The sequence below is a fragment of the Mucilaginibacter polytrichastri genome, from assembly GCF_001911425.1.
GTDB lineage: Bacteria > Bacteroidota > Bacteroidia > Sphingobacteriales > Sphingobacteriaceae > Mucilaginibacter > Mucilaginibacter polytrichastri.
The window spans coordinates 1,623,430-1,639,192 of record NZ_MPPL01000001.1 but is presented as its reverse complement, the minus strand read 5'-3'; the positions used below and the strand labels follow the sequence as shown (position 1 = coordinate 1,639,192).

The 15,763-nt window shown below is 41.9% G+C and carries 12 protein-coding genes; 3 read left to right on the top strand and 9 right to left on the bottom strand.

Translation table 11 applies throughout. The features are described 5' to 3' along the window. The coding region (locus RG47T_RS25665) for a carbohydate-binding domain-containing protein (protein ID WP_216351022.1) at positions 1-794 on the bottom strand (794 nt) is incomplete at its 3' end. A 187-nt stretch (positions 795-981) separates the two neighbouring features. Between RG47T_RS25665 and RG47T_RS07075 the strand changes: the two genes are divergently transcribed. Beyond that, on the top strand, positions 982-2,511 hold the full coding sequence (locus RG47T_RS07075) for a S10 family peptidase (protein WP_074488772.1): 1,530 nt from the start codon (positions 982-984) through the stop codon (positions 2,509-2,511). Between the two features lie 64 nt (positions 2,512-2,575). Here RG47T_RS07075 and RG47T_RS07070 read toward each other — a convergent pair whose 3' ends face one another. The 4 genes from RG47T_RS07070 to RG47T_RS07055 form a co-directional block, all read right to left on the bottom strand. After that, complete coding sequence (locus RG47T_RS07070) at positions 2,576-3,691, bottom strand: sensor histidine kinase (RefSeq protein WP_074488771.1); 1,116 nt, start codon at positions 3,689-3,691, stop codon at positions 2,576-2,578. 2 nt (positions 3,692-3,693) lie between these two features. Further along, complete coding sequence (locus RG47T_RS07065) at positions 3,694-4,095, bottom strand: hypothetical protein (protein WP_074488770.1); 402 nt, start codon at positions 4,093-4,095, stop codon at positions 3,694-3,696. Between the two features lie 226 nt (positions 4,096-4,321). Then, a complete protein-coding gene (locus RG47T_RS07060) occupies positions 4,322-6,280 on the bottom strand; it encodes a sigma 54-interacting transcriptional regulator (RefSeq protein ID WP_074488769.1) in 1,959 nt (652 codons plus the stop codon). Positions 6,281-6,436: 156 nt separating this feature from the next. Continuing rightward, positions 6,437-7,453: a sigma-54 interaction domain-containing protein gene (locus tag RG47T_RS07055; protein ID WP_074488768.1), complete on the bottom strand. Its 1,017-nt coding sequence runs from the start codon at positions 7,451-7,453 to the stop codon at positions 6,437-6,439. Positions 7,454-7,661: 208 nt separating this feature from the next. Between RG47T_RS07055 and RG47T_RS07050 the strand changes: the two genes are divergently transcribed. After that, a complete protein-coding gene (locus RG47T_RS07050; protein ID WP_074488767.1) occupies positions 7,662-8,555 on the top strand; it encodes a helix-turn-helix transcriptional regulator in 894 nt (297 codons plus the stop codon). 91 nt (positions 8,556-8,646) lie between these two features. Here RG47T_RS07050 and RG47T_RS07045 read toward each other — a convergent pair whose 3' ends face one another. Next, positions 8,647-10,962 carry a tetratricopeptide repeat-containing sensor histidine kinase gene (locus tag RG47T_RS07045; protein ID WP_074488766.1) on the bottom strand — a complete coding sequence of 772 codons (2,316 nt, stop codon included), beginning with the start codon at positions 10,960-10,962 and terminating at the stop codon, positions 8,647-8,649. 418 nt (positions 10,963-11,380) lie between these two features. Between RG47T_RS07045 and RG47T_RS07040 the strand changes: the two genes are divergently transcribed. Then, positions 11,381-11,731 carry a hypothetical protein gene (locus RG47T_RS07040; RefSeq protein WP_074488765.1) on the top strand — a complete coding sequence of 117 codons (351 nt, stop codon included), beginning with the start codon at positions 11,381-11,383 and terminating at the stop codon, positions 11,729-11,731. Positions 11,732-11,864: 133 nt separating this feature from the next. Here the strand turns inward: RG47T_RS07040 and RG47T_RS07035 are convergent, their stop codons facing one another. The 3 genes from RG47T_RS07035 to RG47T_RS07025 are packed head-to-tail and all read right to left on the bottom strand — an operon-like array spanning position 11,865 to position 15,724. Continuing rightward, complete coding sequence (locus RG47T_RS07035) at positions 11,865-12,446, bottom strand: nucleotidyltransferase family protein (protein ID WP_074488764.1); 582 nt, start codon at positions 12,444-12,446, stop codon at positions 11,865-11,867. Further along, entirely contained in the window at positions 12,443-13,588 is a 1,146-nt protein-coding gene (locus tag RG47T_RS07030; protein WP_074488763.1) for an XdhC family protein, read from the bottom strand. The genes RG47T_RS07035 and RG47T_RS07030 overlap by 4 nt, the downstream gene beginning before the upstream one ends. 3 nt (positions 13,589-13,591) lie before the next feature. After that, entirely contained in the window at positions 13,592-15,724 is a 2,133-nt protein-coding gene (locus RG47T_RS07025) for a xanthine dehydrogenase family protein molybdopterin-binding subunit (RefSeq protein ID WP_074488762.1), read from the bottom strand. Positions 15,725-15,763: the final 39 nt, after the last annotated feature.

The following is a 15,763-nucleotide window of genomic DNA, read 5'->3' as shown; positions in this document are numbered from 1 at the left end:
ACAGTGATATTTTGTGGTGTGATACTCAAGCCATAACCTTCATCGCCCAGGTTTGGAACCATTTTAAGGCTGATGCTACGGGCTGCTTTTTGCGCACTAACCTTAATGCCCAGTCCTAATAATTCGGCCGATAAATAACCTGCTTCATTTTTAAATGCGGCATCGGCAGTAATCCCGGTCTTGTCGTCAATTGTAAAAGCACCTGCTGTTTCCTGGTAATCAACCGGGGTTGGGAAAACCTTGGTTAATTTGGCCGAAGCAACATCCTGAATAATTTTATTTTGTTGATAAATTACCGCCGGGGTGTACAAACCAACATAGTTAGGTTTAAATGGCTTGCTGGTAAAACTACCAATTGGATAGCCTTTTTCTGGCTGTGTATCCCAAACCACGTAAAAACCTTCGGGTGAGTCCGAAAGGTTAATCACCGGCTCTTTACCTATAAAGTCTATACGGGTACTATCGCCTTCCTTAATGCCTGCAAAGCTACCGTTTGGGGTTATTGTAAACAGATCACCGTTTACGATCTCAATTTTAGCGTTATTACTTACCGTTTGCTCTGCAATACCACGGGCCGAGTTAAAATACAACTTCCAGCCGGTAGCCGGTAATGCAGCATGCCCATGGTTAGTTATCACTAAAGCATTTAATGATTGCGGCTTGCCCTGGTAATCATTTTGAACAGCCTGCCAGCTGATAGAAATATCATGAGCATTAAATGCTGGCGTATGGGGTTGCTGTGCCTGGACGACATTAAAAAAGACCAGGAAAGTGGCGATCAAAAAATAACGCATATTGATTTGCAATTAGTTATAAACTTGGACTAATTTAAAAAAATTTAAGATGTATATAACACTTTGTAAAATATTTTAAAAAGAATTCTGCAATGCAAATTATGCTTCTTCATACAATACATCCTTTAATATAAAATATAAGTAGAAGCAATGAAATAGTATCTTAGCGCATCAACAACCCCACTTCATGAATAAATATTTAGCCCTGTTAACACTTACTTGCGGTATTGCATTGCAATCTGTAGCACAAAATGGCCCGCCAGCTAATCCCGCTGGAAAAAACACCATGCCCATATCGAAAAGCCGCATCCTGGCTACTGATTCCTCAGTGGTTACCCATCACGAGGTAACCATTAAGGGTCAGAAAATTGCTTACACTGCCACTACCGGCACCATGCCTATCTGGGATGAAGAGGGCCGCCCGGCGGCAGGTGTATTTTATACTTTTTACGAACGCGATGGCATAGCCGACCGTTCTTCGCGCCCATTAGTGATCTCTTTTAATGGTGGCCCCGGTACACCATCTGTTTGGATGGAGCTGGGTTATACCGGCCCGCGCTTACTCAATGCCGATGATGAAGGCTATCCTATTCAGCCTTATGGCATCAGGGAAAACCCTAATTCGATATTAGATGTTGCCGATATTGTGTATGTAGACCCGGTTAATACAGGCTACTCGCGCCCGGTTAGCAAGGATATTGCAACCGCCCAATTTTTTGGCGTAAACCAGGATATCAAATACCTGGCCGAGTGGATCAATACCTTTGTAACCCGTAAAGACCGCTGGGCTTCGCCTAAATTTTTAATCGGCGAAAGCTATGGTACCACCCGCGTATCTGGTTTGGCCTTAGAATTACAGGATGCACAATGGATGTATTTAAACGGCGTGATACTGGTATCGCCAACCGATTTGGGCATTGAACGCAGCGGCCCGGTGCAATCGGCATTAAAATTACCTTATTTTACAGCCACGGCCTGGTTTCATGGTATGCTGCCTGCCGATCTGCAAAAGAAAGACCTGACTGATGTGTTGCCCGAGGTAGAAGATTTTACGATTAATGAACTGATTCCGGCCATGTCTCGCGGTGGTTTTATTGATGATGCCACCCGCAAAAAAATAGCGACTAAAATAGCCCGATACAGTGGGTTGAATGAAAAGGTAGTGAATGAAAGCAACCTCGATGTATCATACGAGCTGTTTTGGAAAGAACTGCTGCGCGACAAAGGATTTACAGTTGGGCGTTTAGACTCGCGCTATAAAGGCATTGACCGCCAGGCGGGCGGCACAAGCCCCGATTATAATGCTGAGCTAACCAGCTGGCTGCATGAGTTTACCCCTGCCATTAATATTTACCTGCGCGACGAGTTAAAGTATAAAACCGACTTAAAATATAACATGTTTGGTTCTGTTTGGCCATGGGACGATAAGAACAACCATACCGGCGAAAACCTGCGCCAAGCCATTGCAGAAAACCCATACCTGCACCTGCTAATCCAATCTGGCTATTATGATGGTGCCTGCGATTACTTTAACGCCAAATACAGCCTATGGCAGCTAGACCCAAGCGGCCGTTTAAAAGGCCGCCTTAAATGGGAAGGTTACAAAAGCGGGCACATGCTTTACCTGCGCAAAAACGACCTTGCTACCGCCACAGAAAACCTGCGTACCTTTATTAAAGAATCATTGCCTAAGCCGGGGCAAGCGGCTAAATATTAAATATAATGCTGCGTTAATGCAGCTTGGTTAAAACAAAAAAGGAGCGATAGTGCTCCTTTTTGTTTTAGTATCCCGAATTTGCCAGCTTCTTTTCTTCAAAAATGGGCAGTGTAAAGTAGAATACAGAACCGCCTTCGCAACCGCGCTCTGCCCTTACAAAACCTTCATGCTCCTGGATGATTTTTTTCACCACATAAAGACCCAGACCCTTGCTGTTTTTTTGGCGTACTGCTTTTTGATCGCAGCGGTAGTATTTCTGGAATAATTGCTGCTCCTGCCCATTAGGGATGCCTATTCCCTGGTCGTGTACCGATATTTCGATCTGGTTGTCAACAAACAAAGTTCTGATCCTGATATGCGAGCAAGCGGGTGAAAAATTAACGGCATTGGTAATGTAATTGATCAGCACCTGGATAATCTGGTACTTATCTGCCTTTACAAACACAGGTTCGGACGAATCCTTATAAAACCGGTAACTCGGGTGGATGGTTTTCATCTCCCCTATCACAACATCTATCAGTTCCTGAATATCAAACACAGTAAGGTTGAGTTGCTTCATCCGCTGATCGTCTTGCGGTGAGTTAAGGTACTCTTCCATAATCTGAGTCATACTATCTATGTGCAGATCAACGTTGTTGAGTACTTTTATAGGGTATTTGTTTAAAGTACCCGCAAACTGGTTAATCAGCATCTGTACATTCAGTTTAATAATGGTTAAGGGTGTGCGTAACTCATGGTTCACAATAGCGAGGCTCATGCTCTCTTCAATAACTTTTTGGGTCATGTCTTCAATAGAGCCAATCATTTGCTCGGCTTTGCCCCACCTGCGATAATATAGGATGCCTGTTATACGAATCCATTTTACTTTGCCCTTGGGCGTTGTTAATTTAACCTGTTTTTCAAAGTTAGCGCCATTTAGGCAAGCTTGTTGTACTTCAAAAATAATGCTTCGGCGTTGGGCAGGTGGCATTAATTTCAGGATAGCCCACAGTCCACTTTCTTTGGTACGCGAGAGTTCGAGCATTTTGCGCACCCGCGAGCAGAAAGTTAGCTTGTTTGCGCCGAGCATCAATTTCCAATACCCAACATAGGTACCCTCACCTGTGTATTCGGGTAAAATGCCAGACTTGTTGATCGTAGCCTGACCTTGTTTTTTGTTTGATAACCATTTTTCTTGCATAATCACAGCCCTCCAGTAAGTAGTTCGTTTTTAAATTGTGGTATTTTATACGTGTTTAGGTTAAGCAGGTAACTGCCCGCCGGGCCTTTATATATCACTAATAGTGTAATCTGCGTAATAATGATCGGGACGGTAATTGTGAGTAGTGATGGTAGAAACGTGCTCAGTATCCCGGTAAAAAGATCAGCCATTAAGAAACCGAGCGCCAGCTGGTTAACTTTTACGGGCATTAATATAATGATGCCTGCTGCGTATTTAACGGCCACTAATACTTGTAGCATAACGAAACCTGTTTCAGACAGATCTGGAACGTTTAGCAACAGATAATTAAAGCTTAAGCCTGCAGAAACAATAACGATAATGCTTATGAAAGCAAGTATTGAGAAACAGCTGATTTTTTTCATTTTCCGCTAGTTTGAATATTACATTACAATCTATGTTTTTAACTGATGTAAAGTTCATCCGGAAATGGTGTGATATCAATGTATCAATTAAGGTTTCCATCGTACAAATCATCTATTTGATGATTCGTATTACTTGAAATAAAAAAAGAGACACAAAGTATTGTGCCCCTAGCTAAATAAAATTGAAAAAGGAAGAAATGGACAATGATATAATGGCCAATAATTACTAATAACGGTCATTACGTTTAATACCCAGCTTTTTAAGTTTGGAGTGCAGGGTTGATGGCTTAAGGCCCAGTATTTCGGCGGCACCGTTTTCTCCATTTATTTTACCATTGCAACTTTTTAAAACATTAACAATATGGTCGCGGGCATTTTCATCTATTGTTTTAATTACAGCATCGTCCAGGGCGATGGTAGCATCATTGACCATCATTAAACTATTAAAACGCGGCAGCTGTACTTCTTTAATAATATTGCCATCAGTTAGCAGTATGCTGCGCTCTATCAAATGCTCCAGCTCCCTTACATTGCCCGGCCAGGTATATGCAAGTAACTGATTAAGGGCATCTGTTGACAGGCCGGTTATTCTTTTTGAAATCTTTAGAGCAAATTTATTTATAAAGTGCTGTACCAATAATGGGATATCCTCCTTTCGCTCACGCAATGGCGGTATAGAAACAGGAAATACACATAAACGGTAATACAGATCCAGCCTGAAACGACCTTCCTCTACCTCTTTTTCGAGGTTGCGGTTGGTGGCGGCAATAATGCGTACATTAATTTTAATTATACCCCTGCCGCCTATCCGTTCAATTTCCTGTTCTTGCAATACCCTAAGTAGTTTTACCTGGAGCTCTGCCGGCATTTCACCTATTTCGTCTAAAAATATGGTGCCCTGGTCTGCCATTTCAAACTTACCGATCCGCTTTTCTATTGCGCCGGTAAAGGCTCCTTTTTCAAAGCCAAACAACTCAGATTCTATTAAACTGGCAGGCAGTGCGGCACAATTAATAACAACTAAAGGTTTATGTTTTCGTAGCGATAACTGGTGGATGCTTTTGGCTATTTGCTCCTTACCGGTACCACTTTCACCCAAAATAAGCACAGATGTATCTAAGGGCGCTACGATAGAAACATGATCTAGTATGGTTAACATTTGGTGGCTTTTGGCAATAATGCCCGTAAAAGCAGCAGTTTTATTATTGCCGTTAACCTGTTCTGTTTCGTGCGGTTCTATTTTTCGCAATGAGGTATTCAATTGCTCCTCGGGTATAATAATGGCAATGGCGTTAGCTAACGACCGCTGTAACCGGCTAATGAGGTTTAAATGATCTGGAGAATAACAATTATCCTTACGACTGTAAAAAGAAAACGATACAATTAAACCACCCGAAACCAGCAATGGCAGGTTTAAAAACGATTGCTGCTTTAAATTATTTACAATGATCTTTTTTACAGGATAGTGGTTTAACATTGCTTTAAGTCCGGCTGCATTAAAAAATTCTATCTGTGTACTTGGCGGGCTTTTCTGTTGCAGTGCCTTAAGCTCATCACCGGTTAGGCCGGCCATATCTGCAAGGCTGGCTGTGCTTATTACCTGGTATTCATTAAACCCGGTTCTTAAAAACGAAATACCGTTATTAAACTGCTGCCCTGTATGATAGGATATAACCGTAAGGTAATCAAACGGGATATAGGGCTGAAGGTTTACGGCAATTTTAAGCAGTTTCTGCTCCCAGGTACCGGGTTCATTAACAATATTTTTAAAAACAGTCTCCAAAAGCTGCTCTTGCCGTAGTTTGGATTCGATGCTGTTTTGATGCCGGTAAAATGCAACATCCAGTGTGATCAGCAATTCTTTTTCCCTGAATGGCTTAAGCATAAAACCGTAGGGCTGCGTTTCTCTAGCCTTCTCTAAAATACTTTCCTGAAAATTGGCCGACAGGTATACAAATGCAATGTTTTTATCTGTCAGTTTCTTAGCCAGATCGATCCCATTTAACGGGCCTTTCAAAAAAATATCCAGCAGCACCAAATCAGGTAATTCTTCTTCAATAATCTCCAGCGCTTCTTTTACAGAATCTGCTATGCCGCAAACTTTATACCCTGCTCTCGTTAATATCAATTTAAGATCGTAGGCAATCAACGACTCATCTTCTACAATCAGTATTTTTTTTTCCATAAATATGGGAGCAGGTTAGCCATTTATGGTGGCATAATTAATTTTCAGATAACCGGTTATCAGGCTTGAAAATTACATAAATACTTACACAATAAAATGTACGCGTTATGGCTAATGATGTATAATTTATCTATTTCAATCCAGGCGAAATAGCAATCAATAAGTATCTTTAGTTATGCCGAGTTTTTTCATTTTAGAATGGAGTGTTGTAGGTGGTACACCTAATAACTCGGCCGCGCCACCGGCACCCTTTACTTTTCCACCACATTTGGTTAAAACAGCTCTAATATGGTCGCGCTCGCTGTCTTCTAACGATTTGGTTTTAAACTCCTGCATGGCAGGGTTAGCCATAGCCTTCCGGTTGCCATCTGGTAAAAATATTTCTCTAATGGTGTAGTCAGTCGCCATAATGGCGCTACGCTCCATCACGTGCTCCAATTCGCGCACGTTGCCGGGCCAGTTGTACAGCTTAAGCTTGTTTAACTCTTCAGGGGCAATACCGGTTATTTTTTTATCTAACTTTTGGGCTAGTTTATTAATAAAATGAGCAACCAAAACCGGGATATCTTCTGCACGATCACGCAATGCAGGCATCGATATTGGGAAAACATTTAAACGGTAATATAAATCGCTGCGAAACCTGCCTGCTTGTACCTCTTGCAGCAAGTCGCGGTTGGTGGCAGCTATAATGCGCACGTTAACTTTCACCACTGTTTTGCCGCCAATGCGCTCAATTTCTTTTTCCTGTAAGGCCCTTAATAATTTAACCTGCAGCTCGAGTGCCAGTTCGCCAATTTCATCTAAAAACAGTGTGCTGTTATTGGCCAGTTCAAATTTGCCTATGCGGCGTTCTGTGGCACCGGTAAAACTGCCTTTTTCGTGTCCAAACAGCTCGCTCTCAATAAGGGTTGCAGGCAAGGCGGCACAGTTTACCCTAATCATAAGCTTATCCTTACGCGGCGATGAATTATGCAACGCCTTTGCCACCAATTCTTTCCCGGTGCCGGTTTCGCCAAGTATCAAAACAGTAGTATCAGTATCGGCTACTCTTGATATAAGGTACGCAACATCTTTTAGCCCGCCATTATGGCCTACCATGTCGCCCTCGTTTAGTACTTTTTTTATTTGCTGCCGCAGATACGGGTTCCCTTCCTTAATTAGTTTGCTTTTCATAACAATGGTAATAAGGCATAGATGGTAGACGAAATTAAGCGTATCCGATGTATTTAAATGTACGACATTTCGTATTGATATTATAAATCAATGATATATCGTCATTTTAAACCTCTAAACACACAAATAAATAACTGAATATCAGATAATTAAACATAAGGCACGAATTTAGATTAAGATGGCATGCATACAACCAAATCTGAACAACATGAAACATCTTCAAAATTTTTCGGGCCCAACAGGCAAATGTTTAACCAGTGATAACACTTTCAGCCTGCATACACTACAATCAGTCCACAACAATAAGCAGGTTGATAGTTTAAATGGCCTTAATAACAGTTTTTCTATTGTTTGGGTAATTAAGGGTGCAGGTAACTATTTAAAACATACTCATAATTTTAATCTGGATAATAATTGCCTGCTGTTTGTAAAACCAGGGCAGTTTGATAACGTACAACTAGATAATGCCAGAGAGGGCTACATTTTTTCATTCTGTAAATCGTTTTTGGGAATAGAAGATCATGATTCTGAATCATTACTTCGCAGCCTTTCGCAAATGTTTACCAACCAGGCTATTTCACTAAATAATGAAGCGTTGGCCGAGATGCAGGACATTACCAGGCAAATTATAAAAGAGTATAACGACCTCAATTTATACCGCACCGAAATGCTAAGACGCTATTTCAAAATATTTCTCATTTATTTGAGCCGCCAATTTGCAGAGCCCCAGCCTGCTGCAAGGCAATCGCGCAATATTGATCTATTGCAAAACTTTATATCATTACTTGAGCAAAACTTTAGAAACCAAAAAATGGTAGCCGACTATGCCGACCGCCTGGCTGTGACCCCCAACTACCTTAATGAAGTGATTAAAAAAATTACTGGTTACCCGGCAGGGTATCACATCAGGCAGCGCGTGGCATTGGAAGCCAAGAGAAAAGCAGCTAGTTCTGATATAGGAATGAAAGAAGTTGCCTATGATCTGGGGTTTTTTGACCTGGCGCACTTTAGCAAATTTTTTAAGAATACCACAGGCACCAGTTTCTCTGATTTTAAGAAAAACAGGTTTATAATTCCATCAGCTACATTATTGGCCAGTTAGCTACCGTCGCTCTATATAATTATACGTTTAGCCGAAAATTTTGCCTGAGATGGATTTCGGAGACGAAACTTTACTGCTATATGCTGAACTATTAGTTATAAATAGCTTCTGTATTATTGCCTATAAGTACTTTTTCTATCTGGAAATTAATTGAGATCAGCACCCCATTTTCATTTCTCATTGTAAATTCGCCGCCAAGCTGTTTACTTAATGCTTTCATCATTTCCATACCCAATGAAGCCGATTTTCTGACGTCGAAATTATCGGGTAAACCAATACCATTATCAACAATACTCAGCTGTAATGACATTTCGCTCATTTGCCGAAGATTAATGTTTACAATGCCACCCTTTGCTTCGGGGAAAGCATATTTAATTGCATTGTTAATGGCCTCGTTCAATATCAACCCTGCGGGGATGGCCTGGGAAACATCCAGGCGTACAGGCTCTACCTGCAAATCAAACCTAATGTCGTTATCGCCGGTATTGTAACAGCTGCGCAGATAACTAACCAGATCTGCAATGTAAACCGCCATATTAATACTTGACACATTAGAAGTACTATATAATTTTTGATGGATCAAAGAGATGGCCTGTACCCTGTTCTGGCTTTCGCGTATGGCGGTAATGGCATCATTACTTTTTAAATAGGCCGATTGTGTATTGAGCAAACTCATTACAATTTGCAGGTTATTTTTTACCCGGTGGTGCACCTCTTTTAACAACCAGTCTTTATCATTAAGCAGCTTGTCCTTATCAATTAATAGCAATTGTAATGATTGATTTTGCTTATTAATTTCACTTTGTTTGGCCTGCAGTTTAAGGTTGCTGCGCTGTTTTTGGCGGTAACCATTATAAGCCAAACCAGCAATTATGAAAAGCATCCCTACCCCGCCAAAAGTAATATTACGCTGTAAATTAAGTTTCTGTAGTTCGGCCTGCTGGCTTTTGCCCTGGCTTTGCAGCAGTTTAATAGATTGTTCTTTTTGGGTGGTTTCGTATTTAATTTGCAGGTCTGCTACCTGTTTACTTTTGGTAACATTATACAGCGAATCGTTAATGTTTTTATGGGTCTCGAAATGATTAATGGCCTGCACAAAATTACCCGAAGCAGAATCTACCTGGAACTGCAGCCTGTGAATTTTACTTAAAGTAACCGGCCGTACAGCATCCCGGGGTAAAAGTAAGATCTTATTAAAGTAGTAGCCAGCTTTTGCATATTGCCTGGTAAGCACATAAAAGCCGCCCATGGTTTCATTATAATGCACAAAATCGAGCACCATTTGGGCATTGGTGGTATAAAATGCTTTGTTAAAATTAGTGAGCTTGTAGGTTTGCATCATGGCGAGATAATATTTTTCGGCCTTTGCATACTGTTTCATGGCGGTATAGCAATTGCCAAAAGCCTCATACAGGTCTACCTTTTGTGCCTCATTTATGGGTGGCACATCGCGCATGGTTTTATTTAAAAAAGCAATAGCCTCGGCGGCCTTATCCTCCTGTATCAGGTCGTAGATCAGCAAACTTAAATCGCCGTAGTAATCTTCATAATGTTTTCTGGCCTCTAGTATGGCCAGTGATTTAGTGATCCACGGAACACTTTGTTTATACATACTCAGGTCTGAGTATACAAGGGCCAGCTTGGCATAAAAGTAATCGGCCATGGCGGTATCCGCTGTTGCATCCATACTTTTTACGGCCTCCATGCGGTAATAAAGTTCTTTATGTAAATCGGCTTTGGCCCTGCTTATGGCACCAAGCCCATCATAGGTGTAATGGAGCTTCTTGTATCCGGCGGCTTTGTATCCGGCTAATACCTTTTGTAATTCTGTTTCAGCCGTATCTATTTTGTTATCGCTCAGGTGTACATCAGCGATATTTTTTAACGCGGTTATTTGCTGTATTTTATCATTAGCCTGGGCATATAGTTTGCCGGCTTTGGTGTAGCAACTTATTTTAAATGGAATATCCTTTTTATTATCCGCCGAAATAGCATCGCCCAGCCTGCTCCAGGTAGCTGCTTCCGCTTTTTTATCGCCTTTAGTCTGGTAATAATTAACTACCTCCACAAAACAGCGTTGAGCCTGCTGCAAATCGCCGGCTTTGATATAGTTGTTGCCTTTTAGCGCTAACAGCTCATTCTTAAATTTTACAGCGTTAAGCTTATTACTCAATTGTAAAGCCTGGTTAAACCAAATGAAAGCAGTATCAATATCAGTTTTAACAACGCCGGGTTTATGCAAATAAAGGCTTCCTGCCTGCACCATTAGTTTAATATGGTTAGTATCCGGCTTACCTTGTTCTATTTGCGTAAGCAATACTGCGGGTAATGTATTAGTAATGCCTTGAGCGGCTGCGCCAGCAACGGATATCAATAGTACAAAGTATATCAGCAGCGGCTTTATCATATGTACCCTAAAATTTTATTACCAATTTAATAAAAATACGTTGATTGAGAATAACAATGCAGGCTATAAATTTTATAATTAATTAAGATACAACAGCATATATCCTTTAACAATGTACAAGTTATGGCTTTTAGTTGCACTGATTATATATTTACATTTTTATCATTTTTTCAAAAAAAGGACTGCTATCAAGGCATTGTCAGCATATTATCAATTAATTGTGACAATTGTGATGTCTGGGTTTGCACAATGGTAAATTTGATGCAATTATTTTTATATCTTACTGATATACTGAATTCTACATTTTCTTCTTATAAAAAGGATTTTTAAAGCAAACCAAACTCAAGGACTCTGCGTTAAACCCACACAATTTTAACGATATAATTAACGTTTGAGTTGGACATTATCTACAGCATCTATGAATTATTTTCCTGACCCCAAACATCTGTTAGGATTGCTTCAAGAGTTATTGGAGCGGATCAAAAATTTGAGTTCGTATGCCTATAGCGAAAGCAATGCATTTGCCTTGAATGTGCTTAACAGACAGCGCCACGAATTAATAAAAGCACTAGACCTGTTAGGTTGGAGTAATGATGATGATATCGTGATTCAGCAATCGAGCACAGATAACGCCATATTACTTTGTTACCGGCAAAAGAAAACACATACCAACCGCTCTGTGGCAGACTTCTACAAACAAGGCATTAATGGATTGCAAAGAGAGGTTGAAACGTTTATTGAAGTTGTGAGCCGTTTTTTAAGAAAATAAAAAAGCGCTTAACCTTATTAAAATTTACTGAGGGCGCATTAAGAGGTATAAACCTGTTATAAAACTAGTTTATACCCACACGCCCTTTTACAGATTCAAATATCTTTTGCGAATCGCCCCCCCATTTTCGATGCTACTGACTGATCAGCCGGTTATAATCTTCAACCGTATCAATATCCACAGTACCTAAATCAAATGGAACTGTGGCCACATCATCGGGATAACCGGCAATCATTTTCTTCGCTCCCTCATGCCCTTTTAATAAAAGCAAACGGGTAAATAACAAACGATTGAATATTACAGGAACACCAATAGTATCTTTATAATTACAAGCCACAATTGGCTTTAACGTATCCTGCTGCTTTTGTAGTAAATTATTGATTAATGATAGACTTACAAACGGCTGATCGCAAAGCAGTATCAACACATTTTCAATCAATTCATTACGTTGAAGAGCTTCAACTCCCGCCCGTATTGAAGACGCCATACCTTCAGTCCAATTGGCGTTAACAATAACTTCAACTTTATATGGCTGAAGGGTAGGTTTTATTAGTTCGGCATTTGCGCCTAAAACTACCAGTACCGTTTCGCATGCAGAACTTAATGCGGTTTCAATAGCCCTTTGCAATAATGTTTTACCCTGAAATATTAGATTTTGTTTAGGTTCACCCAAACGGCAGGATTCGCCTGCGGCCAGTATAATTATTCCGGTCATTTATTTCGGATAGGTTTCAATTCGGTAGCATGGATGGGCACCGGTTTATATTTCAAAGAGTAACCCTTACGGGATGACAAAACGGCCTTAATCTCAGCCAAAATAGATAAGGCAATCTCTTCTGCCCCCTCCGACCCGATATCCAGGCCAATTGGCCCGTAGAGATTTTCCAGTTGTTCTGCTGTGATCTGCATACCCTGGTCCTCCAGCTCTGCCAGCATGCGCTCCAGTTTCTTTTTAGGCCCCAGGATGCCGGTATAGTTAGGTTGTAGGGGTAGCAACTCCTTTAGCAAAGCAATCTCGTAGTTATAATTATGCGTCATCATTACAACGGCAGTCCATTCGTTAATGTCTATCTGAGATAATACCTGCTCCGGTCTGGCTGTTATAACCCGCTTTGCTGACGGAAAACGTTCGGGAATTGCATAATTAGCCCGGCCATCAATCACGGTAATATCCCAACCCAATACAGCGGCCATTTGGCTAAGCGGTACCGCATCATTACCTGCGCCTATAATTACCAATGAGATAGCGGGCTTAATAAGCCCTATAAATGCCGTATAAGTAATCTCGTCTGTATACGTTTTGATGAGCGATTGCTGGCTTTCCAATACCTGAGTGGCATCATTAATTAATACAAGATTAAAAGCAGCATGCTCAACACCACGTACAATCGTCCCATCCTCCGTCATGCACAAGCATGTACCCGGTTGTACGGCTTTACGATTCTCTATAGAGAATAAGGTTATCAGCACACCATTTTGCCGCTTGCCCGTAATTGCTTTAAGTAAATTAACCGGGTTATCCTGCCGATGCTCATCTATAGGTTCTATCAGAATATGAATAATGCCATTGCAGCCCAGGCCTACACCCAGTTTAGCATCATCGTCATCGGTGGTATCATAAGTAACCAACATAGGTTCTTGCTGCAATATAACCAGGCGGGCTTTGCGCAAAGCATCTCCCTCCAAACAGCCGCCGCTTATGGCACCGGTAAGTTGCCCGTCCTCAGTAATGAGCATACGTGCACCGGCACGGCGGTATGCCGAACCTTCTACCAGTACAACGGTTGCCAATGCCGTTTTTTTACCCTGCTGGGTTGCGTGGTTATAAGCAGCTACAATGTCTGTTATCTCTTTCAATAGCTATATTAGTTTATCCGGGGTTATCGGTAATTCTCTAACCCTTTTACCGGTGGCATTATAAACCGCATTGGCTATTGCCGCTGCTACGCCTATTAATGAAATTTCGCCGATGCCTTTGGTTCCTACCGGGTTAATGATCGGGTCGGCTTTGTCAATAAAAATAGCTTCGATCTGTGGTATGTCGGCATTTACAGGTACGTGATAATCTGCAAAGTTACCATTCACATACCGGCCGAAACGGTCGTCAAAAATGGCTTCCTCTGTCATGGCCATACCTATACCGCCAACTGCCCCGCCAATCATTTGGCTGCTGGCTGTTTTATGGTTTACTATTTTACCGGCATCTACAACGGCAACAATCTTTTTAACTTTTACTACGCCTGTTAAAGGGTGTACATATACCTGCGCAAAGTGCGATGAGAAAGAATACATAGAGTATTTTTGCGCATTATCGTTGCTTTTTGACTCCTGCGTTAGCTCCAGCATGGGCAGACTATGCTGTTGTAAGATACCGGCGTAATCAATTTGCTCATTACTATCGGGCGCTTTTCCAGCCAGTGTATTCAATTTTTGTTTTAGCGCAATACAAGCATCATGCACCGCCGAACCAACCGACGAAACCGTTGCCGAACCACCCTGCGTAGGTGCCGGCGGGAAGGCAGAATTACCGAGTTCGAAGGTTATTTTATCGGCAGGTAAACCCAGCGTGTCGGCAGCAATTAATACCATTGCCGTAGCCGTACCGGGGCCAATATCGCTGGCTGCACTTTGGATATTTATATTACCATCGGGCGTTAACTTAATCTTTGCCACCGTGCGCGCCCGGTATGCACCAAATGCGCCGCAACCAATACCATAACCTACCAGCCACTCACCATCGCGGTTGGTGCCGGGGGTTGATGAGCGTTTATCCCAGCCAATACGCTCGGCACCTTGCCGGTAACATTCCTTAAGATATTTACTAGACCATGGCAGGTTACGTTCCAGGTCTGTATCGGCGTAATTTCTTAGCCGCAATTCAATCGGGTCCAGTTTCAGCATGTAGGATAATTCATCCAGGGCCGATTCTAGTGCGAATGAACCTGTAGCTTCACCAGGCCCGCGCATTGGGGCAGGTACGCCCACATTAAGCGGCACAACTTTGTATAGTGTGTTGGCATTCTGACTGTTATATAAAAACCGCGACACATTTACAGAATTCTCGGTAAACTCCTCATAAATGGCAGATTGCGAATGTGATTCATGCGTAATACCGATCAACTTACCATCCTGTGTTGCACCCAAACCTATTTTCTGGATAGTGTATGGGCGATAGCCTACCAGTGTAAACATCTGCTCGCGGGTAAGGGTTAGCTTAACCGGGCGCTTTACCATTTTGGCAGCTTGTACGGCTGCAACCTCATGCGGCCAGGTACGCAGTGACGAACCGAAGGCCCCGCCAACAAACCGCGAATTGATCTGTACGTTTTTTGGATCGAGGTTAAAAGCCGTTGCAATAGCCTTTTGTGAACCCACCACACCCTGCGATTTGGTATAGAGCGTAACCTTATCATCGCCATCCCAAAAAGCGGTGGTAACATGCAGTTCCATCGGGTTATGCATTTCTGATGGCTGGATATATTCCTGCTCCACAATTACCGGGGCAGTTTTATAAGCATTTACCTGGCCGCGAACGTAATCTTTATAATTACCATTCTGCGGAGTAACGCCTTTATCTAAATTTTTGTGAAAGTTGGTTTCAAACGGCTGTTTTTGGTAAGTGGCCTTAACCAAACTTGCCGCGTAAGTAGCACGCTCAAAAGTATCGGCCACTACCAACGCTATGGGCTGGCCATTAAAGTAAACGATGTTATCATTAAACAGCTTTAGCCCTTTGATAGGCTTAGCTACATCCGGCTGATAACCAGGAACTTTGATAGCATTAAAAGGCGTAATTACAGCCAATACACCCGGCGCATTTTGGGCAGCTTTAGTATCCACGGCGATTATAGTACCACTGGTAATGGTTGCAGGCACCAATACGGCATAAGTTAAGCCTGGCACCTTGTACTCGCCAGAGTACGTGGCACGCCCTGTAACTTTTAGTCTGCCGTCAACCCGGTTTAACGGATCGCCTATTGCGTCTTTCTTCATGACGATAATCTATTATTGGTCAATGTGTAGATGTCTGTT

Excerpts from the sequence above, each read along its gene's own strand:
- RG47T_RS07075 (WP_074488772.1), top strand. The coding sequence starts at position 982 with ATGAATAAATATTTAGCCCTGTTAACACTTACTTGCGGTATTGCATTG.
- RG47T_RS07070 (WP_074488771.1), bottom strand. The coding sequence starts at position 3,691 with ATGCAAGAAAAATGGTTATCAAACAAAAAACAAGGTCAGGCTACGATC.
- RG47T_RS07065 (WP_074488770.1), bottom strand. The coding sequence starts at position 4,095 with ATGAAAAAAATCAGCTGTTTCTCAATACTTGCTTTCATAAGCATTATC.
- RG47T_RS07060 (WP_074488769.1), bottom strand. The coding sequence starts at position 6,280 with ATGGAAAAAAAAATACTGATTGTAGAAGATGAGTCGTTGATTGCCTAC.
- RG47T_RS07055 (WP_074488768.1), bottom strand. The coding sequence starts at position 7,453 with ATGAAAAGCAAACTAATTAAGGAAGGGAACCCGTATCTGCGGCAGCAA.
- RG47T_RS07050 (WP_074488767.1), top strand. The coding sequence starts at position 7,662 with ATGAAACATCTTCAAAATTTTTCGGGCCCAACAGGCAAATGTTTAACC.
- RG47T_RS07045 (WP_074488766.1), bottom strand. The coding sequence starts at position 10,962 with ATGATAAAGCCGCTGCTGATATACTTTGTACTATTGATATCCGTTGCT.
- RG47T_RS07040 (WP_074488765.1), top strand. The coding sequence starts at position 11,381 with ATGAATTATTTTCCTGACCCCAAACATCTGTTAGGATTGCTTCAAGAG.
- RG47T_RS07035 (WP_074488764.1), bottom strand. The coding sequence starts at position 12,446 with ATGACCGGAATAATTATACTGGCCGCAGGCGAATCCTGCCGTTTGGGT.
- RG47T_RS07025 (WP_074488762.1), bottom strand. The coding sequence starts at position 15,724 with ATGAAGAAAGACGCAATAGGCGATCCGTTAAACCGGGTTGACGGCAGA.